This window comes from Arsenophonus endosymbiont of Crataerina pallida, assembly GCF_964020125.1.
Taxonomy (GTDB): domain Bacteria; phylum Pseudomonadota; class Gammaproteobacteria; order Enterobacterales; family Enterobacteriaceae; genus Arsenophonus; species Arsenophonus nilaparvatae.
In genome coordinates this window covers 1,458,967-1,478,755 of sequence record NZ_OZ026540.1, presented here as the reverse complement: position 1 = coordinate 1,478,755, position 19,789 = coordinate 1,458,967, and the positions used below count along the sequence as shown (strand labels likewise).

The 19,789-nt window shown below is 39.4% G+C and carries 34 protein-coding genes; 23 read left to right on the top strand and 11 right to left on the bottom strand.

What is annotated here, in order from left to right:
• Positions 1-7: 7 nt before the first annotated feature.
• Positions 8-421 carry a hypothetical protein gene (locus tag AACL31_RS07825; protein WP_339053909.1) on the top strand — a complete coding sequence of 138 codons (414 nt, stop codon included), beginning with the start codon at positions 8-10 and terminating at the stop codon, positions 419-421.
• Between the two features lie 73 nt (positions 422-494).
• Here the strand turns inward: AACL31_RS07825 and AACL31_RS07820 are convergent, their stop codons facing one another.
• Positions 495-752 (bottom strand): hypothetical protein, encoded by a 258-nt coding sequence (locus AACL31_RS07820; RefSeq protein ID WP_310513665.1) that lies wholly within the window; start codon positions 750-752, stop codon positions 495-497.
• 14 nt (positions 753-766) lie between these two features.
• Positions 767-1,213 (bottom strand): pentapeptide repeat-containing protein, encoded by a 447-nt coding sequence (locus tag AACL31_RS07815; protein ID WP_339053908.1) that lies wholly within the window; start codon positions 1,211-1,213, stop codon positions 767-769.
• 319 nt (positions 1,214-1,532) lie between these two features.
• Between AACL31_RS07815 and AACL31_RS07810 the strand changes: the two genes are divergently transcribed.
• Positions 1,533-1,943 carry a hypothetical protein gene (locus AACL31_RS07810; protein ID WP_310513604.1) on the top strand — a complete coding sequence of 137 codons (411 nt, stop codon included), beginning with the start codon at positions 1,533-1,535 and terminating at the stop codon, positions 1,941-1,943.
• Between the two features lie 54 nt (positions 1,944-1,997).
• Here the strand turns inward: AACL31_RS07810 and AACL31_RS07805 are convergent, their stop codons facing one another.
• Complete coding sequence (locus AACL31_RS07805) at positions 1,998-2,303, bottom strand: hypothetical protein (protein ID WP_339053907.1); 306 nt, start codon at positions 2,301-2,303, stop codon at positions 1,998-2,000.
• A gap of 89 nt (positions 2,304-2,392) precedes the next feature.
• On the opposite strand from AACL31_RS07805, the gene AACL31_RS07800 reads away from it, so the two are divergent.
• Positions 2,393-2,905: a super-infection exclusion protein B gene (locus AACL31_RS07800; protein WP_310513606.1), complete on the top strand. Its 513-nt coding sequence runs from the start codon at positions 2,393-2,395 to the stop codon at positions 2,903-2,905.
• Between the two features lie 123 nt (positions 2,906-3,028).
• On the opposite strand, the gene AACL31_RS07795 is transcribed toward AACL31_RS07800, so the two are convergent.
• The 4 genes from AACL31_RS07795 to AACL31_RS07780 all read right to left on the bottom strand — a co-directional run bounded on the left by AACL31_RS07795 (position 3,029) and on the right by AACL31_RS07780 (position 4,417).
• Positions 3,029-3,262 (bottom strand): hypothetical protein, encoded by a 234-nt coding sequence (locus AACL31_RS07795; protein ID WP_310513607.1) that lies wholly within the window; start codon positions 3,260-3,262, stop codon positions 3,029-3,031.
• Between the two features lie 37 nt (positions 3,263-3,299).
• A complete protein-coding gene (locus AACL31_RS07790; protein ID WP_339053556.1) occupies positions 3,300-3,476 on the bottom strand; it encodes a hypothetical protein in 177 nt (58 codons plus the stop codon).
• A gap of 61 nt (positions 3,477-3,537) precedes the next feature.
• Positions 3,538-4,065: a hypothetical protein gene (locus tag AACL31_RS07785; protein ID WP_339053555.1), complete on the bottom strand. Its 528-nt coding sequence runs from the start codon at positions 4,063-4,065 to the stop codon at positions 3,538-3,540.
• A gap of 10 nt (positions 4,066-4,075) precedes the next feature.
• Positions 4,076-4,417, bottom strand: coding sequence for a hypothetical protein (locus tag AACL31_RS07780; RefSeq protein WP_339053906.1), 342 nt, complete (start codon positions 4,415-4,417; stop codon positions 4,076-4,078).
• 150 nt (positions 4,418-4,567) lie between these two features.
• Between AACL31_RS07780 and AACL31_RS07775 the strand changes: the two genes are divergently transcribed.
• Positions 4,568-4,750, top strand: coding sequence for a hypothetical protein (locus AACL31_RS07775; protein WP_339053905.1), 183 nt, complete (start codon positions 4,568-4,570; stop codon positions 4,748-4,750).
• Positions 4,751-4,965: 215 nt separating this feature from the next.
• Here the strand turns inward: AACL31_RS07775 and AACL31_RS07770 are convergent, their stop codons facing one another.
• The 3 genes from AACL31_RS07770 to AACL31_RS07760 all read right to left on the bottom strand — a co-directional run bounded on the left by AACL31_RS07770 (position 4,966) and on the right by AACL31_RS07760 (position 6,955).
• On the bottom strand, positions 4,966-5,721 hold the full coding sequence (locus AACL31_RS07770; RefSeq protein WP_310513124.1) for a DUF1828 domain-containing protein: 756 nt from the start codon (positions 5,719-5,721) through the stop codon (positions 4,966-4,968).
• Positions 5,718-6,278 carry a hypothetical protein gene (locus tag AACL31_RS07765; protein ID WP_310513125.1) on the bottom strand — a complete coding sequence of 187 codons (561 nt, stop codon included), beginning with the start codon at positions 6,276-6,278 and terminating at the stop codon, positions 5,718-5,720. Before AACL31_RS07765 ends, AACL31_RS07770 begins: the two co-directional genes overlap by 4 nt.
• A gap of 206 nt (positions 6,279-6,484) precedes the next feature.
• Entirely contained in the window at positions 6,485-6,955 is a 471-nt protein-coding gene (locus AACL31_RS07760) for a helix-turn-helix domain-containing protein (protein WP_310513126.1), read from the bottom strand.
• Positions 6,956-7,054: 99 nt separating this feature from the next.
• On the opposite strand from AACL31_RS07760, the gene AACL31_RS07755 reads away from it, so the two are divergent.
• The 8 genes from AACL31_RS07755 (at position 7,055) to AACL31_RS07720 (ending at position 12,670) form a co-directional block, all read left to right on the top strand.
• A complete protein-coding gene (locus AACL31_RS07755; protein WP_310513127.1) occupies positions 7,055-7,267 on the top strand; it encodes a Cro/CI family transcriptional regulator in 213 nt (70 codons plus the stop codon).
• A gap of 108 nt (positions 7,268-7,375) precedes the next feature.
• Positions 7,376-7,720, top strand: a complete 345-nt coding sequence (locus AACL31_RS07750; RefSeq protein WP_339053904.1) for a CII family transcriptional regulator — start codon at positions 7,376-7,378, stop codon at positions 7,718-7,720.
• Positions 7,721-7,787: 67 nt separating this feature from the next.
• Positions 7,788-7,955 (top strand): DUF2740 family protein, encoded by a 168-nt coding sequence (locus AACL31_RS07745; protein WP_310513698.1) that lies wholly within the window; start codon positions 7,788-7,790, stop codon positions 7,953-7,955.
• Positions 7,952-8,956, top strand: a complete 1,005-nt coding sequence (locus tag AACL31_RS07740) for a replication protein (protein ID WP_339053903.1) — start codon at positions 7,952-7,954, stop codon at positions 8,954-8,956. Before AACL31_RS07745 ends, AACL31_RS07740 begins: the two co-directional genes overlap by 4 nt.
• 117 nt (positions 8,957-9,073) lie before the next feature.
• Positions 9,074-10,960, top strand: a complete 1,887-nt coding sequence (locus AACL31_RS07735) for a toprim domain-containing protein (RefSeq protein ID WP_339053995.1) — start codon at positions 9,074-9,076, stop codon at positions 10,958-10,960.
• A gap of 39 nt (positions 10,961-10,999) precedes the next feature.
• Positions 11,000-11,251 carry a DUF1187 family protein gene (locus AACL31_RS07730; protein WP_339053550.1) on the top strand — a complete coding sequence of 84 codons (252 nt, stop codon included), beginning with the start codon at positions 11,000-11,002 and terminating at the stop codon, positions 11,249-11,251.
• Between the two features lie 19 nt (positions 11,252-11,270).
• A complete protein-coding gene (locus AACL31_RS07725; RefSeq protein WP_339053902.1) occupies positions 11,271-12,227 on the top strand; it encodes a hypothetical protein in 957 nt (318 codons plus the stop codon).
• Positions 12,227-12,670 carry a YbcN family protein gene (locus AACL31_RS07720; protein WP_310513686.1) on the top strand — a complete coding sequence of 148 codons (444 nt, stop codon included), beginning with the start codon at positions 12,227-12,229 and terminating at the stop codon, positions 12,668-12,670. Before AACL31_RS07725 ends, AACL31_RS07720 begins: the two co-directional genes overlap by 1 nt.
• A gap of 318 nt (positions 12,671-12,988) precedes the next feature.
• Here AACL31_RS07720 and AACL31_RS07715 read toward each other — a convergent pair whose 3' ends face one another.
• Positions 12,989-13,318, bottom strand: a complete 330-nt coding sequence (locus tag AACL31_RS07715) for a type II toxin-antitoxin system PemK/MazF family toxin (RefSeq protein ID WP_339053901.1) — start codon at positions 13,316-13,318, stop codon at positions 12,989-12,991.
• Between the two features lie 161 nt (positions 13,319-13,479).
• On the opposite strand from AACL31_RS07715, the gene AACL31_RS07710 reads away from it, so the two are divergent.
• The 11 genes from AACL31_RS07710 to AACL31_RS07665 all read left to right on the top strand — a co-directional run bounded on the left by AACL31_RS07710 (position 13,480) and on the right by AACL31_RS07665 (position 19,765).
• A complete protein-coding gene (locus AACL31_RS07710; protein WP_310513241.1) occupies positions 13,480-13,953 on the top strand; it encodes a hypothetical protein in 474 nt (157 codons plus the stop codon).
• Positions 13,954-14,020: 67 nt separating this feature from the next.
• Positions 14,021-14,512, top strand: a complete 492-nt coding sequence (locus AACL31_RS07705) for an antiterminator Q family protein (protein WP_310513647.1) — start codon at positions 14,021-14,023, stop codon at positions 14,510-14,512.
• A gap of 187 nt (positions 14,513-14,699) precedes the next feature.
• The gene (locus tag AACL31_RS07700; protein ID WP_339053524.1) at positions 14,700-15,224 is read left to right on the top strand and encodes a hypothetical protein; all 525 of its coding nucleotides are present in this window, start codon (positions 14,700-14,702) and stop codon (positions 15,222-15,224) included.
• A gap of 12 nt (positions 15,225-15,236) precedes the next feature.
• On the top strand, positions 15,237-16,106 hold the full coding sequence (locus AACL31_RS07695) for a Kiwa anti-phage protein KwaB-like domain-containing protein (protein WP_339053547.1): 870 nt from the start codon (positions 15,237-15,239) through the stop codon (positions 16,104-16,106).
• Between the two features lie 149 nt (positions 16,107-16,255).
• Entirely contained in the window at positions 16,256-16,477 is a 222-nt protein-coding gene (locus AACL31_RS07690) for a phage holin family protein (RefSeq protein ID WP_339053546.1), read from the top strand.
• Positions 16,437-16,919 (top strand): lysozyme, encoded by a 483-nt coding sequence (locus tag AACL31_RS07685; RefSeq protein ID WP_339053545.1) that lies wholly within the window; start codon positions 16,437-16,439, stop codon positions 16,917-16,919. Before AACL31_RS07690 ends, AACL31_RS07685 begins: the two co-directional genes overlap by 41 nt.
• Positions 16,889-17,269: a hypothetical protein gene (locus AACL31_RS07680; protein ID WP_339053544.1), complete on the top strand. Its 381-nt coding sequence runs from the start codon at positions 16,889-16,891 to the stop codon at positions 17,267-17,269. The genes AACL31_RS07685 and AACL31_RS07680 overlap by 31 nt, the downstream gene beginning before the upstream one ends.
• The gene (gene lysC, locus AACL31_RS20995; RefSeq protein ID WP_422389266.1) at positions 17,184-17,411 is read left to right on the top strand and encodes an Rz1-like lysis system protein LysC; all 228 of its coding nucleotides are present in this window, start codon (positions 17,184-17,186) and stop codon (positions 17,409-17,411) included. Before AACL31_RS07680 ends, lysC begins: the two co-directional genes overlap by 86 nt.
• A 229-nt stretch (positions 17,412-17,640) precedes the next feature.
• Positions 17,641-17,997, top strand: coding sequence for a KilA-N domain-containing protein (locus tag AACL31_RS07675; RefSeq protein WP_310513409.1), 357 nt, complete (start codon positions 17,641-17,643; stop codon positions 17,995-17,997).
• A gap of 21 nt (positions 17,998-18,018) precedes the next feature.
• The gene (locus AACL31_RS07670; RefSeq protein WP_310513408.1) at positions 18,019-18,561 is read left to right on the top strand and encodes a terminase small subunit; all 543 of its coding nucleotides are present in this window, start codon (positions 18,019-18,021) and stop codon (positions 18,559-18,561) included.
• Complete coding sequence (locus AACL31_RS07665; RefSeq protein ID WP_339053900.1) at positions 18,539-19,765, top strand: PBSX family phage terminase large subunit; 1,227 nt, start codon at positions 18,539-18,541, stop codon at positions 19,763-19,765. Before AACL31_RS07670 ends, AACL31_RS07665 begins: the two co-directional genes overlap by 23 nt.
• Positions 19,766-19,789: the final 24 nt, after the last annotated feature.

Here is a 19,789-nt window from a genome sequence, read left to right as displayed (position 1 = left end):
ATTCCCTATGGGTCAAGTTGCATTTGATACATTAAAATTTGTTGAAACGCTTGAAGGTGCTGGTTTACCTAAAGACCAGGCAAAAGCTATATCTCTGGCTGTTCGTGAATCGCACGAAGCGGTTGATGTAGCGACTAAAGCTGATATTACCGAAGTCAAACGTGATATAGCTGATGTTCGCAAAGACATGGCTGCTCGCTTTGAGAAGAACGAAGCTCAAATAGCCGATGTTCGTAAAGATTTATCTGCTGAAATAACCAATGTCCGCAAAGACATGGAAATAGTCCGCAAAGATTTATCTTCTGACATAGCATTAGTCCGCAAAGATGTCGAAGCGTTAACTAATAGTCTTCTTATAAAACTAAGTGCTGTTATGCTAGGGATTGTTAGTGCTGCAACGGCAATACTGAAATTCTTCTAATTCTTGCACTATAATTATCATTGGGCTGTTAGCTGAATGGTATAGCAGGGGATTTAATTCTTCGGTTGCAGGTTCAAGTCCTGCACAGCCCGCCAATTTCACGATATATCTTCATCAGCCTTCGATTCTCTTTTTTAAGACGCTCATTTTCTTTTGTTAAGCACTGTATAATTTCCTTGAAAGTTCTTGTTTCCATGTCGTCGTCATTCCATATATCAATGCTGCTTAAGTATTTTGCATCGCTCAAATGACGACTACCATTAGTTACTCCAACCAAATTGCCCATATTGGGATGTTTCGCTGTTACAATGCGTGGATTATCGAGTTTCATGAGCAGACTCCTTCTTATTGCGCTGTTTGGTTTAACCAGTCAGGGCGTTCACCTTTACCCAAGTAAAAATCCAGAATGTCAAGTAAACGAGGGTAGAATTCAAGTGCTTTTCTACCGTCCATCCCTGAGATTTCTTCTTTGGTAAATTGCCGCCATTTCTCTACCGAATGATGCTGACATCCAGCACGCAGATATTCTCCATTTGTGATTGTGATTGGATAGGTTTCACCGATGATCATAAATGTAAACTCTGGCAGGTTGGCTCCATATAGGTTGGCTCCACGTAGGTTGGCTCCATATAGGTTGGCTCCACGTAGGTTGGCTCCATATAGGTCGGCTCCACGTAGGTCGGCTTCACGTAGGTTGGCTCTACACAGGTCGGCCTTAGATCCATCCTCGCCAAGCGACTCTACCCAAACTTTATGTTCATCAAGTATTTTTCTTAATTCATCGCTGTTCATTTTTTACCCTTAATTTAGGCAATAAAAAAGACCTGATTAGGTCTTATACATTTGTGTGAGATAGGATGTATGCCGAGTGCCTCTCGGTGTCCGCTTACAGTCATGACGGACGGGTAAACGCAATCAAACGCTATTAGCTATTTGAAAGATAATTTATAGTGTTGACTGTCCCACGAGCGCAGAGCCGTATTCACACATCCTTAAATTGATTAGATTGCCTGAATGTTTAACCACCTCAGGCGGCAGTGGTTCCTTGCTTTCCACAGTCAAGGAAATTTGATATATTGACTTTTCCACAGTCAAAGAAAATATATTTAACATGGATATTAATTTATTTATCGGCACGATTAAAAATGCTATTGGGGCGCTTTCTAGCGTTCAAAGCAATGAAGTCCTTCGAGAGAGAATCGTTTTCATCCATGAGCAGCTGGAGGTAGTTCGAAAATCCAATGAAGCTACCATAAAAGAACTGTCCGAAGCAAAAGCAAAAATAATAGAATTTGAGAAGCAAATAGCGAGTTATAGGGAAAAAGATGAGTTTGTCGAGCATATGGGAGCGTCTTTTCGAAAAAATCCCTCTGGCGGCTACATCACATCGGTGTATTGCCCCAATTGTCTTAAACAGGTCGGCGCTGGATTCCCCCATTTCCCCTTTCAGTGTCGAACTTGTGGTTGGCTTTCTTCGTTTAAAGGTAGAGAGCTTAAGCATATAATGAGTTCCTTACCTTAAAGGTAAATTTTAACTAAAAATTAAGAGAGAATTCTTCTAGATTACTTAATTTCTTTAACGACGAAAAATAGAGGTCATGCCTTCTACGATCGCCTCGGTGGTCGTTTTTGCTGCTTCGATGACATCCGCTTTTTCACACCGTTCTTTGACTAAATGTGTCACCACCTCATAAATAGCGGGCTCCGCTTTTTCCAAACAGTACTTGGCAATTTCCCTATCAATTTTCCTGTCGCCGATAGTGACCAATTTCTCAGTTGAATTAACTTTGTTTTCCATAGAAACCTCGTGTTTGTTATTGAATTTTCCGGCGGTAGCTTGACCGGAGGCGTGAATTTTAGGTTGAAACGCCTGTCTTTTCACCACATCAGGCTCGGTGGTTTCTCTTGTACCCCTACAGAGAGAAATAGGCTAAAATAATCTCACCCTTACAGAGTGAGAAAATTAAGCCTATGAACAACACTTGGTGGCAGGAATTTGTTCGTTTCTTCCTGCAAGGAATAACACTAAACCGATTGATGTATATGCTTATTATTTTTGTACTATTGATATTAATTACACCCTCATCAATAAAAGACTGGATTAATTCCAGTAGTCCGGATATTTTTTTATCTTACTGGCTTTATTTCTGTTTGTTTCTTGTTAGTTATGTGACTTCGCAATTAATCATGCTCTTAATAGCTGGTGTTAAACGAAGATTCAGGTCTCGTATTAAACGCTCAACAAGGCAAGCAATATTAAATACGTTAACTAATGATGAGATCAGTTTAATTAAATACATGATTGACTCAGGCGAAATCGTTGAATTACCAACAGAAAACAGAATAGTCAACAAATTGAGGCAAAAAGGCATAATTGAACGCTATTATCCCCCTACGGAATCCTTGCTTATATTTTTTGTGGGTGACAATGAAAAAGAACTTTTTAAGATAGCTGATGCTTATAAAAGCGATTTCCTTTATTAACTCCTGATATTTCTGGCTCGTCAGGCTCGCCCCCTTTGTGGTTTACGACAACACACAAAACAGGTATATCAATAATGAGTGACTAGCCTGGTTGACGATTGGGAAGCCTGGTTACCGTATACATCATGAATTGGCAAACCCAAAATTCTTATTGTTTTTACCAGGATCTTTACTAGCTCTTTTTTCTAGCTCTTCTGTTTCAAGTGCAATAAAACCGTCTCTGATAGCCGATGCAAGTGCTTTCGCCCTGACATTATCGATAGCACGATTTGAATCCATTTCTGCCTGTAATGCATACAGTAACGCTTCGCTGGCTTTCTCTTGAGATTTTTCACTCAATTCTTCAAATTTCATCATTTCTCCTAAATTAGAATGTAATATGTCAGTGCGAAACTTATGTATTTTCTACAATTAACCTACCTCCGCATTCTGGGCAATAGTTCATGTCGTTTTCTTTCGGGCCACCATCCATGAATTGAAATGTAAATCCGCAAGATGCGTCCCAATAATAATCTGAATCAATCCAAGACCATTCACATTCTTTACGCTCTTTTTCGTCATTATCAAGCATTTGCACTAACTCCAAAATGTGATTTAGGTTTATCATATACGCAGTAAAAACTCGCACTAGACTAATCAATCCGTGTTGGCATAACGATAACGGACGCGTTCTCGCTTAATTCGACAATTGATGCATTGTCATTACCGTTAGGTTTAATTTTTATTGATTGGTATTTGGGGTTATAAATCTTGGCTACCTTCTGTATGTCTGCAAGATAACTCGCATTGAAGCCAATGATTGAAACAGGTTTATTTTCCTTAGGTATCACTTGCTCTATGTTCGGATATTTCCCGTCAATAACCTCACAAATTGCTGCACCAACACGTAATTCATCTTCATCAAAATAAGTCACAATTCCAGAGTGGGTATCAATTTGTGCCTTGTCAAAGCGAGTAAATTTTGCGCCTTTAATTGAAATAATCACGCTTTCATGTAGCGATTCAGTCTCATGCTCGCCAATAAAAACTCGATAACCGTCAGCAGCATACAGCTTTTTATCAGGGGCAAAACAAATGCCGTTAAGATAATATCTGACATCACATTTAGCCTGAAAAATCATTGCACTGAGAAGCGCTTTTTTGTCGACCGTCAAAATCATTTTAATACCTTTAACAGTTAGCAGTGACTCCAAAGTTGGATTTAGGTTTATTGTGAAACCTTTTAGAAGTGTATAAAGCTGCCATAGGCAAACAGCAATTATCGAATGCGTCATAAACTTTAGTAGGACGAATTGATATAGCTTTTTCTACACGATTTATCACTTTTCTTTTTAGTGAAAGAATAGGGCGTTTAGTGTTTGGCGTTGTTTGTTGCTGAGAGGGTTTAGATGGATTTAACGCTGCTTTTAATGCCATATTAAGCGCTTTGTTATAGTGATAGGCTGCTTGCTTGGCGCTTCTACGCTCATGTCGACGACGGCGAGCATTATCATAACCATGAAAGTTACACATATGACCTCCTGACAATGGGTTTTGGTGGTGTGTGATAAAGCTAACAAGTCAAATTTACAGTCATATTAATAGTGCCCTGGTGTTGGTTTTAACTTAATGACTGTATTTTGGCTATTTCACACACCCCAAAACCGACTGTTTGGGTGTTTTATGGTTACGCTTTTTCAGCGAAAGAGTGTTAAAGAGCGGTACGGCTTAACGGTCGTCACTTGCCTTCATGTTCATACGCCTCAGGCTAGCTACTTAGCAACGTTTGGCAAGGTTTCAGATAACTCGTGGTATTGTCTGGCGTTTGCCTGTTGCAGTGAGTTGATGAATGCAAAAATACCTTAAGTATTAATTATTGTCAATACTTTAAGTACTAATTTGTATTTCGTTTTATGGTAATAAAAATATATTTTTGCCAACAATAAAAAGAGATTGTTAAAACAAAGATGAAGGGTAAAGCTACAGTGATTCTTAGGGTATGGGTTAGATATGTTGAGATGGGAGTGTTTATTAGGGGAGAGGGCAATAAAAAACCCTCGGGAGAGGGCTGGGCTGCGGAGCTATGCGGCTAGTTTAGATATCCATTTATCTCTTTTTGTAAAAGGTAAGACATGACTTATTTCATTAAACAAAAGAGATAATTGCTGCATTTGAGTGCCGATTGATTCGCTATCAACAACAACATATCGATTATTGAACGCAGTATTTGCATTTTTTAGGTCGATTAATTTCCCAAGAAGAGAGTATGCACTATTCCAACTTCCACCTTGCTTTACACTAGATGTAAAAAGATATTTTGGAACTTCTGTATTAACTGTTACTGGAATGATGATGTTGTGACCACTCATTCCTAACACATTAGATCTCAATGATATCCTATCTTTTAAGTTGGAGTGATATAAATAATCTATAACTTCACTTTCAAATTTTTCAACTCTGCCCGATTGGTGCCAGCCAATAGATAAAGTGGAAGCTAATATACCAGCTCTAATTACATTAGAGGTGGCTGATCCAACTGTATCTTCTGTTGCCCAACTAACGATTTCACCTCTATCGTTAAGCTCCGCTCCTTGATGACTTATAAAGCTACGTATTTCATCAATCCTTTTCTTTGTAAGCGAAATTCCCCTAGCTTCCATATTCATTAGTGCATCGCAGCGGTCACTTACAAGATATTTACCATTAATTTCTTTTACGAAAGCACCAACATGCTCCCCATCATCACAGAAAGTGAACGGGCTAATAATTCTTAGTAATTCAGCACCTATCGGGTGGCATTCAAAACCAAGATTAGATATGACTGTTGAGCACATCATAACGGTAATCCTATTTGTCCAGATATATCTTCTAAAGGTATAGGGAGTTCACCTGTGCATTTTATATTTAAATGCTCACAAAAAAACTGCCAAAACCCTCTAATGTCATCTGATTTTATAGCCTTTTTAATTGGGAATCCTACTTCACTATAGCGCCCAGCCTCTTCATAGTAAACATGGTAGTGGGCACCTAAAATATAATTTACAAAGTCAGGGTGATCTACTTTATATCTATTTGTATGTCCATCAAATGGATAGCTATCAACTGCAAATATTCTTTTTTTGTTATAAAGTGCTACAATATTTATCTTTGGGAATACTTCATCGCCATCTTGCTTAGATTCATGATCAGGTTTCCATTGGATCAAAATAGTTAATCCTTGCACTGGTATTCCATCGCTGTCTAATGGCAAAATATTCATTTGAAGCCATAAAAATGGCCTATTTGGGGGCGGTTTTTCCGTCCAACTAATACCAGAGAAATCAACGTATTTTTCACAGTATAGAACATTGTCAACTTCTACTTGGCTAGGTTGATAATCAGTACACTTTGCCACTATTAGTCATCCGTTAATTTTTTATTAATATCCACACCCTAAAACGTGTCGTCAGGCTACTGATTACCACCCGCATCACGATGCTCTTTTGGATTTTTTCTCTTTTTCTTTCATCTCTTTATAGATTCATTCAAGATTAGCCATAGCAATTTATTTTTTTGATTTTTCTATAGTAACGCTTCTAATAAAATTTTTAGAAAAATACATTAAGATGCATTCTTTTTATTTTTTATTATTAAAAGCTCTTCAAAAATTGCATCATAATGCGTTTTCTTAGCCCTAAGTTCTAATAATATTCTATCTACTTCATTTTTCGGTAGATTTTCAATTATTTCTAAAATTTCTTCTTGAATTTGATCAAGTTTATGAAATTTATTATTTTTTTCATTACAACTCTGATCTTTTATTAATTCTGATATTTCTTTTATTTCTTTTGCTATTGATGGGCTAATGTCCTTAGGGTCAACTCTTAAAAGTTTAGAAAACACACAAACAACCTTAACATTAAGAGAATTTCTTCCATTCAAGTAATGCCCAACCGCCCCTTGACTAATATCAAGTTCATCAGCCAAGAATTGTTGAGTTAACTTCAATTCTTTCTTCTTTGAATCAAACAAAGCTTTTAGTCGTTTGCAATCTTCAAGTTGTTCAGGAGTTAATTTTTTTTCATATTTCATATTTCATATTTTAATAACGTTAGTATTAAAAATGCCAGTACTTAAGGTATTGATATTTTTTAGTATCTAAAGTATTATTCTGGGTTATGGAGGAAACTTATGTTAAAAATACCTTTATCAGACTATCTAAAAGAAAATAGTCAAGAAAAAGCAGCAAATTTAATTGGTGTACATCAAACTGCGATAATTGGTGTACATCAAACTGCGATCAGCAAAGCAATTAGAACGGGTAGAAAAATTTTTTTGATACCCAATAAAGATGGAAGATTTACAGCAGAAGAACATAAACCATTTCCAAGTAATAAAAATTAGCACCACCGCTCTTTAACAATCTGGCCTCCCTGAAATTGGGAGATTTCAAATTCCCAGCCCATCGGGAGGGATAACTATTATCTGAAACTTATGGAATTAATTATAGACATGGAAACCACGATTACACGCAAATCAAATGCAAAAAACATTGAAGCCATAATACGCAATGGCATTCAGGCACATTCAGCAATAAGAATTGCTCAGGCTATTGGTGTAAATTCATCTCAAATCACGAGATGGCAGTCAGAGGATGGGATAATTCCGAAGATGGCAAAATTGCTTGATTGCATTGGCTACGATTCACCGAAGCAGGATTTAGTCATAACGAATATATCGGGGAAGGAAATCCGCAAGCTGATAGACATGCTGGAGCATTTGAGATTGCCAAAAAAAGAAGCTTCAAGGTTAAAAAACGATGAAGCCTCTAAATGTCAAGTCGAGGGTTGTATTTAATTAGTATTTCAAGGAGAAGGGAAACGGCAAATTTCCCTTTTTTTCTTTCAATTTCAGCGAGGTTATTATGCCAAAAAAGCGCCGATTTTACCAGTCAAATATCCATAAAAACATTATTCGAGAGAGGGTCAATCACTCTTTCACAGAATTAGCCGCCAAGAAGCTCAAAGCTGCATTAGAAGATGCAAAATTAAGGCTTAAACATCGTCAAGAATCAATTAGAGGTAATCAATGAAACATCTTACTCCAACCGAGACCGTTAACCAAATTGGGCGTCTAAATCTGTCTGGTAATGTTATCCCTGCTAACTGGTGGCATCATATCAAAATGCCAAGTGGAAAGCCTGATAGCACCGCTATTGTTCTACTGTCTGAAATTATTTACTGGTATCGTCCAACTGAAATCAGAGACGAATGTACGGGCGAACTGAAAGGCTGGCGCAAGCGTTTTCAGGGTGACAAATTACAGCGTAGTTATCAATCTTTTGCTGATCAGTTCGGATTTACAAAACGAGAAGTGACTGATGCCTTAAAGCGATTGAAATCGCAAGGTATTATTACCCTAGAACTCCGTACAATTAATACTTCAACCGGGGCTTGTTGTAATGTTTTGTTTATTGAACCTGTTCCTGCACGCATTGATGAGATAACTAACGCCACACAATGGGTTAATAATCACCCTGAACTAGAATCAGTTTCTGTAATAGCTCCTACGAAAAAATGCAATAGGGGTTACGTTGAAACGGAATACCCCCTACGAAAAAACGTAACACCCCCTACGTTGAAACGTAAGACGTATACAGAGACTACTACAGAGATTACTACAAAGAATAAAAACATATTGATCGAACCCGTTCGATCTGAGGTTAAAAAAACAGACTCTGAAATTGCAAAAGCAAATCAAAATCCAATTGATTTAGCGTTTGAAGGCATATTCTGGTCACAGGTTCAGCGCAAAGTGGGTAAGCAATCCGCCAAATCCGCATTCAAAACTCAATTCAAGTTGTGGCGGAAGGAGACTGGGGAAACACCTGAGCAGTTTGCAGAATTTCTTGTGTTTGATATTCAATCTAGGTTACAGGCTAATCAGTTTGGCTTTGAAAAGTTACATCCTGCCACTTACCTCAATGGCAAACGCTGGCTGGATGACAAACCGGTAATACAATCCCATTCAACCAAACCTCAAGCAACAACCACATCAACGTTTACCGTTAGTAACGGCTTGGTATTTTTCTAACAAAATTATCATGAAATCAATTATCAAATCAATACTCATCCGTGGGTATAACTACGGCTGGCTAAGTGCTGGCATTGTGCAATACGGTTTTGATAAATTTAATCTGAGGGAAGCATGATAACGATTACGGAATTATCTGAGCGCTTATGGCTTGATGTTGTCAGAGTGGCTAAATATCTCTTACCTGAAGGCAAAAAAGAGGGTCATGAGTGGGTGGCTGGCTCTGTGCATGGTGAGCAGGGGAAAAGTTTAAAAGTTAATCTGTCTGGCAAAAAGGTTTGGTCAGATTTTGCTGAGGGAACAGGGGGGGATTTACTTGATTTATGGATTCAGGTCAGGGACTGTAGTTTGCATCAGGCGATGGCAGAGGCAAAACAGTTTCTAGGGATAGTGGATGAATCCGGTGCATTTGAAGCAAAACGGAAAAAACAGTTTAAACGCCCACAACCCGCATCACTGAAGAAAACCGTCCGTAAACCAAAAGACTGTTACGAATATCTTCAATCACGAGGCATAGACCGCAAAACGGCAGAAGAATTCCAAGTCAGTGATGCCGTTGTTTGGTCAGCTGAAGCAAACAAAGAAATACCCGCGATAGCCTTCCCTTACAAGCGAGAAGGCGAGCTGATACAGGTAAAACGGATTAGCACAGTAAGACCCAGTGGGAAGAAGGTCATTTCAGTTGAAGCGGATTGTGAACCTTGTTTGTTTGGCTGGCAAGCGTTACCTAAAGCGATTCGTGCAGTCATATTGTGCGAGGGTGAAATTGATTGCATGAGTTATCATCAGTACGGGTTAAGCGCATTGTCGGTTCCCTTTGGTGGCGGCAGTGGGGCAAAACAACAGTGGATTGAGTATGAATTTCATAATCTTGACCGCTTTACTGAAATCTGGTTGTCAATGGACAATGACGAAGTGGGGCAACAGGCCGCCTTGGAAATTGCTCGTCGATTAGGGGAATATCGGTGTCGTTTAGTCAAATTGCCCCACAAGGACATTAACGAATGTTTACAGGCTGGCCTGACACAACAGGAAATTGTACACTACCTTGAAACAGCCGCTTATTTTGACCCTGAAGAACTCTGCACAGCGAGAGATTTTTATCAGAGTACGCTGGATGCATTCTACGGTAGAGAGGAATATTTGTTCAAGACACCTTGGGAGTCATTAAATCGCCATTTTAGTTATCGTGAATCTGAGTTAACGCTACTCAATGGGGTCAATGGACACGGTAAGAGTGAAATATTGGGGCATATTCTGTGTGAAGCGATGCGCCAAGAAATCAGAGCCTGTGTTGCTTCGTTTGAGTTAAAACCCGCAACATTTCTAAAGCGTCTAACCCGTCAAGCAACATGCACTAAATTACCCTCACAATTAGAAATTGAGTCCGCTTTTAAGTTTTATGATGATAGTCTCTGGTTATTTGGCTTAACAGGGACAGCGAAATCATCACGATTACTGGAAATATTTAGATATGCTAACCGCCGATATGGTATCAATCTGTTTATCATTGATAGCCTGATGAAGTGTGGGCTTGCCGATGATGATTACAATGGGCAAAAAGCCTTCATGGATGCATTGTGTGATTTTAAAAACAAAACTTCAAGTCATGTTATTTTAGTGACACACAGCCGTAAATCGGAAAGTGAAGAAAAACCCACAGGAAAAATGGACGTAAAAGGCTCAGGTTCAATCACTGACCTTGCCGATAACCTTTTCATCATCTGGCGAAATAAACGCAGAGAACGAGCGTTACAGAAACTAGAGGCTAGTCAAATACTAACTGAAAAAGAGCAGGAATATTTAAAAGAGCCCGCTTCCATATTGTGTCTGGAAAAACAGCGAAATGGGGAAGGGTGGGAAGGAAAAATCTCATTGTATTTGGATAAACAGGCGCATCAATTTTTAGCAGAAGAAAATACAAGTCCATACAATTACATCGCCAACATGCCAAACAGTGACTATGACCAAGTTTGGATGAACAACAATGTATCTAGAGATTAAACCCAGTTTCAACATCTTCAAATAATCAGGACACCCCCAATGAAACACCAAATCGAAGCAACCCTTGTTAAGGATGGTGGCGAATCTGTCTATTGGTATCGCTTTAGCGACAAAGCACTCTCAGAACAGGATTGCCTGGAAATGTTATCCCAGCCGTCCATGTTCAAAATGCAATTTATGAAGACGGATTACTACTGGACTGTTGGCAATGGCAAAGCTGGAAAGCGTGACAAATTGCCAAAAGTATCAATAGAAAATTTCACCTGTACTTCGCTAAACCTACCCCAATAAAAATCAAATAGGCAAAAATATGAAAATTCAAAACATGGCAAATCGCTGTGAGGGACATTTTTGTGCCCAAAGTGAGGACTTCAATATATTTAACCGCCGAAAAGCGGTGATTACGGGTAACTGGTCAGCCATTAACAACGGTATCTGTACATTAACGGATTTAGGACTGAGACACAATGGAAATGGGTTAGTCTGGCTAAACTCTGGAATTTCCGTTCATGAGGCAGATAGTGATACCGGATTCACCGGAGGATATAAAAAATCTTATGAATATCAAGCATCGTTATGTCCAGATAGGCCATTGGAAAATAAGGTTTTTTCACGTGGCGTGCATTCACATAAAGTTGATGATTACTGTCTTTTGATACTTAACCGCTCTGATTCATGGGTTGAATATTGGAATCGTAAAAATGGAAAAGCGTTAAGAACTTTTGCAGTGCAGATATTAACAAATGAAAGGCAAGACGCTTTTGATAATTGGGTTATCTATCGACATCCTAGACAACATGATAAATATACAGTGATTAACATTGAACACAATAAGGCATTGGTCAAAGAGTATGTTCGTCATGGCTGGTTATGTGAATCAACCTATGAACTTTCTTTGTTGGTAAAAAGTAATAATGAGTTTAGTCGATTAATGGCACGGCTTGGTTATATTAAAGTTCGTACACGTAAAATTACGGGCCATAAAGAAACATTCTGGATATACAGGGGTGCAGAGAAGGAAATTAAAGAATCGAAAGCAAGAAAAACGTTACGTCCATCTAATGTATTGATATATAAAGATAATAATAAATTTGTGCAGTATGCAAAACAACCAATGAAAGCTTTTAAACACATCCTTGTCGATGGTGAATACCGTTATGTTTATGAAGACCATATCCATTTTTTGACGAAAAAGCGTCAGCGGATAGCGGGGAAACAGGTAACCGGTTATGCCGCTAAAGGGGTGGAGATGAGAGAAGTTAAGTGATGGAAGATAACTTACTCTTCCACGAATCAACGAAACAATCCGTCTGGCAAACCTTAAAAGCTGTCCTCGCAACAAACCAACCGCATCAACTCATTATCAAGCCTTACCGTAAAACCCGTTCACTCTCTCAAAATTCACTTTTTCATTTGTGGTGCGCAGAGATAAGCAAATATCTGTGTGCTAACAACGCTAATTTTACCGCTGAGCAGGTGAAGGAAATGCTCAAGCACACTTTTCTTGGTTATGAGGTAGTAGAGCGTATTGATGTGACCACACAGGAGCCAGAGCGCGTCAGAACGCTTAAGAGGACATCAAAACTTGATACGGGGGAAATGCATGTCTTTATGCAAAAAGTGGAATGCTGGGCGATTGGCATCGGTTGTTTTGTGACGATACCGGAAAGCTCGGAATATATGAAATTAAAACAGGCACAGGATGAATGAGCGATTAATAAAGCAAAACCCCCATGGAAGGGGGCTTGTTCTCAGCGTTGACTTAGCTTGCAATCGCTTTTTGTCACGCTGGCTACAATGGACGCACCTTAGAGTAGTCTTAAAGCCTGTCAGCTAATCGTGAATGTGATTAACGCAGGAGACATTAGCAATGTTAGCAGGGAAAAATTTTTATGCAACACAGAATTAAGATAACAAATTATTCCATTACAAGTATTGACACATAAAACTCATACCCATCCCATGAAGAACACAACGATATATTTCATTCATTTGTTCTTTTCCAAGTCGCTGGGTAAAATAGTCTCTTTAACCTTCGCGGTTTTTACTCAAGTAGATTAGATCCAATCGGTGATAGGCAACAGTATAAACCATGTCACCTTTTACCCATGTGTCTCTACCCATAAAGTGTTTACTTTTAGGAGTTGATTGGTCAGGGAGCTTATAATGATAATTCCTGACAATATCGGGTTTAACTGTACTACACGATACGATAGTTGCTAAGTTTTTTCGCCCAGGAATAAAACCTGACAGTATTATGACAGGATGAGAGGCCTTTACCATTTCAGGCTCTCTAAATCCTTTAGAAAAATCACAAAGTAGTAATTGCCCCGCCTTGGGATGAATAGTAATTGGCATAAAATTTATTATATAAGTTAAGAGTTGTCGGATTATATAAAAAAATCGGTCAAACGGAGAGAATTTTATTGAGAGACGGCAAGAATAATCAATCACCTTAAATTTAATCATTAATTGCTACCCCTCCAATGAGGGGTTTTTTATTGGGAGAAATAATATTAATGGCACTAAAAAGGGATAAATACGATGCCGTGTTCTCTGAATTAGTCCGCGAAAGAACAAACTGGATATGCGATTATTGCGGACGACATTTTCAGTATGAACGCGCTAAACTGCACTGCTCACACTTCAAATCAAGACGACATAAAGCCACCCGTTATCACCCCTGTAATAGTTTTTCGCACTGCGTAGGCTGTCATCGTAAGCTAGGCGAAGACCCTTACGAGTTTACCGCGCATGCAGAAATAACGTATGGCGAGATGACTATTGCCAAAATAGCGATGCTGGCGAATACCCCTGTAAATCTCAAGGTGGGTGAAATGGATGAAATCTACCGTCAAATGAAAAGTGAGCTAAAAAGAATGAAAACGATGCGGCTTGATGGATTTTCAGGGCGCATTGAGTTTTTCTTACCGGATTGGTATCAGGCAGGTATTACCTTTCGAATGGGCGAAGAGATAGCGCCCACACACTAAACCACCATTAATATTCAACGCAGGGCATTGAAACCATGCCCCTATTCCTATTTTTGCCGGAGGAGAGATGAAGGCGGTTAAGTCATTGGAATTAACAAAAGCACAGTATGACTGGGTAAATCATTGGCTTGAGCTTTGGGGCGCATGGGTGTATTCGGGTGAGTTGGATAAATGGCAATTCAACATTATCTGGCGATTCATGAAAAAAGCGAAAGGGGAAAGTATATCCTCAAGACCCATGTGTCGTGATGATGAAGGGTTGATTATTTCTGAAGTTGTTAATTCTGTTATGCGAGTTGACGAGAGAGCCTACAACATTTTGTTAAGTTATTATGTTCACGGTAAATCAAAGCTCAGCATAGCCACGTATTATCACAAGACAGCGAAACCCAGAAGGATGATGACCAGAGCGGGGGGAAGGTGGAAAAGGCCATCACCAAGAACATGCAGAAGGGAGATTGATGATATTTTCAATGCCAGCCTGTATTTAATACACAATCGGCTATTAACTGTCATGAAAAATAAAAATTCGGTTGCTAAAGTGGTTAATTTTACCTAATTATGACTTGACTTTAATGGACAAATGGCCAATAATTTTAGGGTAAGCTGATACAGTTATATAAAAAATCATAGAGCCTCGCTTTTTGCGGGGCTTTTCGTTTAAAAGTTCGTTGTATTTTTAGGTCAGCAGTTCTAATATTATTATGATTTGAAGCCTCTCAAAAAATGAGGGAAAGGGGGGGAATATGTTAAGCCGACTCATACGTATTTTGTTTGCGCTTACTGCTATTGCTCCACTTTCTATATCATTAACATACGTGTTTGTAACAAGTAATAAGTTTCAATTTGCAGTAATCGCTCTTGTGGCATGTCTTATTCTCGGATTGACTGCAATTGTTGTAGTCAATAGAGCACGCGCGCATCTTGAATGCTTACCGATAAGTATAAAAAAAGCAAAAAGCGCAGATAAAGAAGTTATCGGTTTTTTTACCGCGTATGTATTACCGTTGGTATTTAAAGGTGTATCTGCACCAGACTTGGGTGCTTGGGCTATGGCTGCCGTTATGCTTTTGTTTGTATTGTGGAGCACGCATGCGTTTCAGGTAAACCCTGTTCTCGGGTTGTTTGGCTATCATTTTTATGAAGTTGAAACCGCAGATGGGATAACCTATCTGATGATAACCAAAAGAAAAATAAATGACATCACTACTGTGAATTATGTTGTGCAACTTGGGGAGCATGGGGTTTTAGACATTAGTGTGGCAAATTAAGGAATAGGTTTAATGAATCTTTTTGCATTGACGGACGTTCCAGGTGCACGAATTATTAGATTTCCGCTTACTCAATCTTTGCAGGCTGAAATAAAGGCATTGTTTAGTAAGCAATTCGAATCTTTTTGGGGTAACGAGCCTGAGCTTATACCGTTTGATGGGCGTTGTAGCCCTGATGAGGGAGAATTATTAAACATTGCTGATTTTACCGATATAGATGGTATAAATGAGATAGTAGACAATCCTTTGTCAGTAGGGACTTTCAATGCTCAACTCCATTATCTTGATAAAGTTAAGGCGATATTCACATCGCATCTACACAAGGGGCAAAAGTATATTCTTATTCAGTTATTTGAACGACGCCGACTAATTTCTTCTAAAAATCGAGTATCAATGTTTTTTTCAAAAGACACGTTTCAACAAATAAATGACTCAGGAATTACGTTAGATACTAAATTATTAGCAGTCATGAATGGGAGTTCATTAAGTTTTCAGAGCTTTTACCTTCTTCGGCGTGTTTTTGACATGACTGAATATTTTAAGGAAGCGACTAATGATGAGGTTGCAGCCTTTGCTGGTCATAAAAGTTTACAGGTTAATGATATATCAAAATTTTTAGGTCAAGCTGGGAGATTGATTAGAAATAAGATTGCGTTGATTCTCCAATCAAAAGTACTTGATAATTTTACGACGCATCAAATAGTCGCTGCTGCTAAGAATTTCAATCTAATTATACAACTATCTCAAGATGGAAGAATTATTCTTCCTGAAAAAAGAGCTGAATTGATGCGAATTTTACGTTTTTTGGATGAAGATTATTACGAATCAGCGCTATCTCAAACTATCTATGTTTCTAAAACAAGACAAACTGCTGATTGTTGATACTTTTCTGCAAATTTATTGGCCTCATGTGAAAACGTGGGGTTTTTCGTTTACGCCACCGCAATACTGACAAATCTAATAATCGAAACGAGTAAGGCGGTTGGCTCCCCTGTTTAATCCAAGCAATGGAACCCTCAACGGGAGGGTATATGCGCATGTCTGAAAAATACTCAACCCCAACGGCCTATCTGTGGGGCATAACGACAACCATTTTAGGTTTTTTTACCCTTGAGCAGTGGGTGGCTATTGTCGGTATTATCTGCACGATAGGGACATTTTCAATCAACGTGTACTACCGCAAAAAGGAGTACGAACTCAAAGAGCGTCAGTATGAAAATACCGAAAAAAATAGTGATGGCAACGGGCGGTAGTGCGTTGTTTTTGGCCTCAAGCATAATAACGCATTTTGAAGGGTTGAGACTTAAGCCCTATTTCGATGGTGGCGGTATTCTTTCTGTTTGTTATGGCCATACGGGTAACGAGATTGAGCCTAACCGGACGTACACGCAAGAAGAGTGTGATAAGTGGCTTAATGACGATTTAAACGCGGTTAAGCGTTACGTTGACCCGTTGATTAAGGTCAGTATCAATACGCTCACTCAGGCAGCCCTTTACTCATTTGCCTACAACGTGGGCGTAGGAAATTTCGCTAAATCGACGTTACTCAAAAAGCTCAACGCTGATGACCGAAAGGGAGCATGTGATGAGATGAAACGATGGGTTTATGTGAAAGGCGAAGTCTGGAAAGGACTAATGACCCGTCGAGAAATAGAGAGCGTAATATGTTATGGCGACCTTACGCATTTGTCGTAGTGATTATTGCAGGATTAATCTTATGGGCATCTTGGTTGTTGACATCCTTAAACGAAGTCAGGGCATTAAATAAAAAACTCACTGTTGACCTCAATAAACAGGTAGCCATCACGACTAATGCTTTTCAGTCAATAAGGGCAATCAATGATATTGCACGAATTAATAGTGAAACCCGTCAGCGTAAAGCGGTTGACTCTGAAGCAACACAAGCAGCAATTAAAACGCATGTCGCCAATCGGGATTGCGCCAATCGCATTATCCCTAATGGTGCTGTTGTCGAGTTGCAGCAGCACACAAATCGAATACGTTCAGACTCCTCACATTCCGATACCCTCTCACCTACTCGCTGATTGCTTACCGCCAGTAATCACGGGTATGATGACATGGCGTGATAGCCTGATACTCAATGAGCAGTTACTGACAGTGATTGAGCAGTGTAATCTTGACAAACAGGCGATAAGGCGAATTGAGGAGCAGAGAGATGATAGTTGAGAACGAAAAACAAACGGAATATTTACAGCAGTACATCAAAACACAGCGTCAATGAATTAAGTACTTAACTATCCGGAAATTCCGGATAGTCCCCGCGCCCTCACCGCGCATTTAAATAAACCCGAGACAATTCACAAAATAGACCTCAGAGAACGTCAGTCAATCATGATGCGTTCGGGGCCTGTTCGTTCTGTGTGAGCTGAGGTCTCTTTTTTGAAAGGTTAGCATCATGAAATATCCAAAAGTAAATATTTATGGCATTCCTGTTAGAGTCGATGAAGAAGGGCGCTATAGCCTTAATGATTTGCATGCGGCAGCAGTAATAAAAGGTGAAGCCACAGAATCTCAAAAGCCAAGCAAATTTATGAGAAGTTCTCAGATTAAAAAATTTGTTCAAGTATTAAGCGCGGGACAAAATTGTCCTGCGGTGGTTGTAAATAATGGTGGATGTTCCCATGGTGTATGGGGGCTAGAACTTGTTGCTATTCGCTATTACCGCAAACAGCCAGCGAGTAAACGAGGCAAGATGATATCGGATTGTCTCAATCAGGCTAAACGATGGGCAAAATTAACAAAAAAACGATAATTATTAATTGAGGTAGATGTTATGACTCTCACAGACAAGCAGGAAGCATTTTGTCGAGAGTACCTGATTGATTTAAATGCGACGCAGGCGGCAATAAGAGCAGGGTACAGTGAAAAAACTGCAAAAGATATCGCATGTCAAAACTTAGCAAAACTCAACATTCAAAAACGCATACAAGACCTCATGGAGGAGCGCAAAAATCGCATTGAAGTTAACGCTGATTACGTACTTAAGCGATTGGTTGATATCGACCAGATGGACGTTATCGATATTCTTGATGAATCAGGTGATTTAAAGCCGATTAAGGCGTGGCCTAAAGTGTGGCGAACAACATTAAGTGGTTTTGACATTGCAGCCATACGAGTTGAGGGTGCAGATGCATTGCTCAAAAAAATAAAATGGCCTGACAAAATCAAAAACCTTGAGCTGTTAGGTAAACATGTTTCTGTTCAGGCTTTCCGAGATCAAATAAAAAATGAGCGTGATGAAAATGTTGTTATTTTGCCAGAGGTCATAAAGATAGAAGCAGGAAAGTTTCCATATGATAAAAGTGGCAACGATTGAAATACCACCCAAATTAACCGAAGTGTTTTACGGGAGTGCTCGTTATCGTTGCGCTTACGGTGGGCGAGGAAGTGGCAAAACACATACCTTTGCGTTAATGTTGGCGATTAAGGCTTTTAGTGCAGCCAGGTCAGGCAAAAAAGGCGTTATCCTTTGCGCCCGTGAGTTCATGAACTCCCTTGAAGATTCCAGTATGCAGGAAGTAAAACAGGCAATACAAAGCGTCAGTTGGCTTGATGCCTTTTTTGATATTGGTGAAAGATACATTCGTACCAAAGACAAACGAATTTCTTTTGTCTTCTGTGGATTAAGGCACAATTTGGATAGTCTAAAATCAAAATCATCAATTCTCTTTTGTTGGATAGATGAGGCTGAAAATGTCCCTGAGTACGCATGGCAAAAATTAATCCCGACGGTGCGAGAAGAGGCTTCTGAAATCTGGGTGACGTGGAATCCAGAGCGAAAAGGGAGCGCAACCGATGTTCGCTTTAGGCAGAAAAAACCAAGTAACTGTTTGTCAGTTGAACTTAACTATAATGACAATCCGTGGTTTCCCGAGGTTTTGGATGAAGAAAGGAGAAACGACCGGATCCGGCTTGATGCTAATACCTATGCGTGGATTTGGGAAGGTGCTTATTTGGAAAATTCCAATAAGCAAGTATTGAACGGCAAATATGAGATCAGTGAATTTGATGATGACCTCTGGAAAAAAGCAGACCGATTGTTGTTTGGTGCCGATTTTGGCTTTTCAAATGACCCAAGTACCTTGATCCGGAGTTTCATCCTTGGTGACTGTTTGTACGTCGAATATGAAGCCTACAAGGTCGGCGTTGAGTTGGACGCACTACCGAATTTCTATCAAGTGATACCGGAAGCAACACGTTGGCCAATTAAAGCAGACAACAGCAGACCAGAGACTATCAGCTACTTAAAACGACAGGGTTTTAATATTGCGCCGGCATCTAAATGGAATGGTAGCGTAGAAGACGGCATAGCGCACCTAAGAGGCTTCAAAAAAATCATCATTCACCCACGCTGCAAACATACGATTGAAGAAGCTCGTTTGTATTCGTACAAAGTTGACCGCAATACGGGTGACGTACTTCCTGTCATTGTTGATGCTAACAATCACTGTTGGGATGCAATCCGTTATTCGCTTGATGGATATATCAAAGGTTCAGTATCTTTTTTGGATACATTGTAGGCATTAATAGGTGTACAAAATCGA

Excerpts from the sequence above, each read along its gene's own strand:
- AACL31_RS07715 (WP_339053901.1), bottom strand. The coding sequence starts at position 13,318 with ATGCCAATTACTATTCATCCCAAGGCGGGGCAATTACTACTTTGTGAT.
- AACL31_RS07705 (WP_310513647.1), top strand. The coding sequence starts at position 14,021 with ATGAAGGCGGTTAAGTCATTGGAATTAACAAAAGCACAGTATGACTGG.
- AACL31_RS07775 (WP_339053905.1), top strand. The coding sequence starts at position 4,568 with ATGGTTACGCTTTTTCAGCGAAAGAGTGTTAAAGAGCGGTACGGCTTA.
- AACL31_RS07750 (WP_339053904.1), top strand. The coding sequence starts at position 7,376 with ATGGAAACCACGATTACACGCAAATCAAATGCAAAAAACATTGAAGCC.
- AACL31_RS07720 (WP_310513686.1), top strand. The coding sequence starts at position 12,227 with ATGGAAGATAACTTACTCTTCCACGAATCAACGAAACAATCCGTCTGG.
- AACL31_RS07685 (WP_339053545.1), top strand. The coding sequence starts at position 16,437 with ATGAAAATACCGAAAAAAATAGTGATGGCAACGGGCGGTAGTGCGTTG.
- AACL31_RS07745 (WP_310513698.1), top strand. The coding sequence starts at position 7,788 with ATGCCAAAAAAGCGCCGATTTTACCAGTCAAATATCCATAAAAACATT.
- AACL31_RS07760 (WP_310513126.1), bottom strand. The coding sequence starts at position 6,955 with ATGAAATATGAAAAAAAATTAACTCCTGAACAACTTGAAGATTGCAAA.
- AACL31_RS07785 (WP_339053555.1), bottom strand. The coding sequence starts at position 4,065 with ATGATTTTGACGGTCGACAAAAAAGCGCTTCTCAGTGCAATGATTTTT.
- AACL31_RS07825 (WP_339053909.1), top strand. The coding sequence starts at position 8 with ATGGGTCAAGTTGCATTTGATACATTAAAATTTGTTGAAACGCTTGAA.
- AACL31_RS07755 (WP_310513127.1), top strand. The coding sequence starts at position 7,055 with ATGTTAAAAATACCTTTATCAGACTATCTAAAAGAAAATAGTCAAGAA.
- AACL31_RS07665 (WP_339053900.1), top strand. The coding sequence starts at position 18,539 with ATGATAAAAGTGGCAACGATTGAAATACCACCCAAATTAACCGAAGTG.
- lysC (WP_422389266.1), top strand. The coding sequence starts at position 17,184 with ATGGTGCTGTTGTCGAGTTGCAGCAGCACACAAATCGAATACGTTCAG.
- AACL31_RS07690 (WP_339053546.1), top strand. The coding sequence starts at position 16,256 with ATGCGCATGTCTGAAAAATACTCAACCCCAACGGCCTATCTGTGGGGC.
- AACL31_RS07730 (WP_339053550.1), top strand. The coding sequence starts at position 11,000 with ATGAAACACCAAATCGAAGCAACCCTTGTTAAGGATGGTGGCGAATCT.
- AACL31_RS07780 (WP_339053906.1), bottom strand. The coding sequence starts at position 4,417 with ATGTGTAACTTTCATGGTTATGATAATGCTCGCCGTCGTCGACATGAG.
- AACL31_RS07795 (WP_310513607.1), bottom strand. The coding sequence starts at position 3,262 with ATGATGAAATTTGAAGAATTGAGTGAAAAATCTCAAGAGAAAGCCAGC.
- AACL31_RS07810 (WP_310513604.1), top strand. The coding sequence starts at position 1,533 with ATGGATATTAATTTATTTATCGGCACGATTAAAAATGCTATTGGGGCG.
- AACL31_RS07675 (WP_310513409.1), top strand. The coding sequence starts at position 17,641 with ATGAAATATCCAAAAGTAAATATTTATGGCATTCCTGTTAGAGTCGAT.
- AACL31_RS07815 (WP_339053908.1), bottom strand. The coding sequence starts at position 1,213 with ATGAACAGCGATGAATTAAGAAAAATACTTGATGAACATAAAGTTTGG.
- AACL31_RS07695 (WP_339053547.1), top strand. The coding sequence starts at position 15,237 with ATGAATCTTTTTGCATTGACGGACGTTCCAGGTGCACGAATTATTAGA.
- AACL31_RS07670 (WP_310513408.1), top strand. The coding sequence starts at position 18,019 with ATGACTCTCACAGACAAGCAGGAAGCATTTTGTCGAGAGTACCTGATT.
- AACL31_RS07770 (WP_310513124.1), bottom strand. The coding sequence starts at position 5,721 with ATGATGTGCTCAACAGTCATATCTAATCTTGGTTTTGAATGCCACCCG.
- AACL31_RS07800 (WP_310513606.1), top strand. The coding sequence starts at position 2,393 with ATGAACAACACTTGGTGGCAGGAATTTGTTCGTTTCTTCCTGCAAGGA.
- AACL31_RS07740 (WP_339053903.1), top strand. The coding sequence starts at position 7,952 with ATGAAACATCTTACTCCAACCGAGACCGTTAACCAAATTGGGCGTCTA.
- AACL31_RS07790 (WP_339053556.1), bottom strand. The coding sequence starts at position 3,476 with ATGCTTGATAATGACGAAAAAGAGCGTAAAGAATGTGAATGGTCTTGG.
- AACL31_RS07710 (WP_310513241.1), top strand. The coding sequence starts at position 13,480 with ATGGCACTAAAAAGGGATAAATACGATGCCGTGTTCTCTGAATTAGTC.
- AACL31_RS07680 (WP_339053544.1), top strand. The coding sequence starts at position 16,889 with ATGTTATGGCGACCTTACGCATTTGTCGTAGTGATTATTGCAGGATTA.
- AACL31_RS07820 (WP_310513665.1), bottom strand. The coding sequence starts at position 752 with ATGAAACTCGATAATCCACGCATTGTAACAGCGAAACATCCCAATATG.
- AACL31_RS07700 (WP_339053524.1), top strand. The coding sequence starts at position 14,700 with ATGTTAAGCCGACTCATACGTATTTTGTTTGCGCTTACTGCTATTGCT.
- AACL31_RS07725 (WP_339053902.1), top strand. The coding sequence starts at position 11,271 with ATGAAAATTCAAAACATGGCAAATCGCTGTGAGGGACATTTTTGTGCC.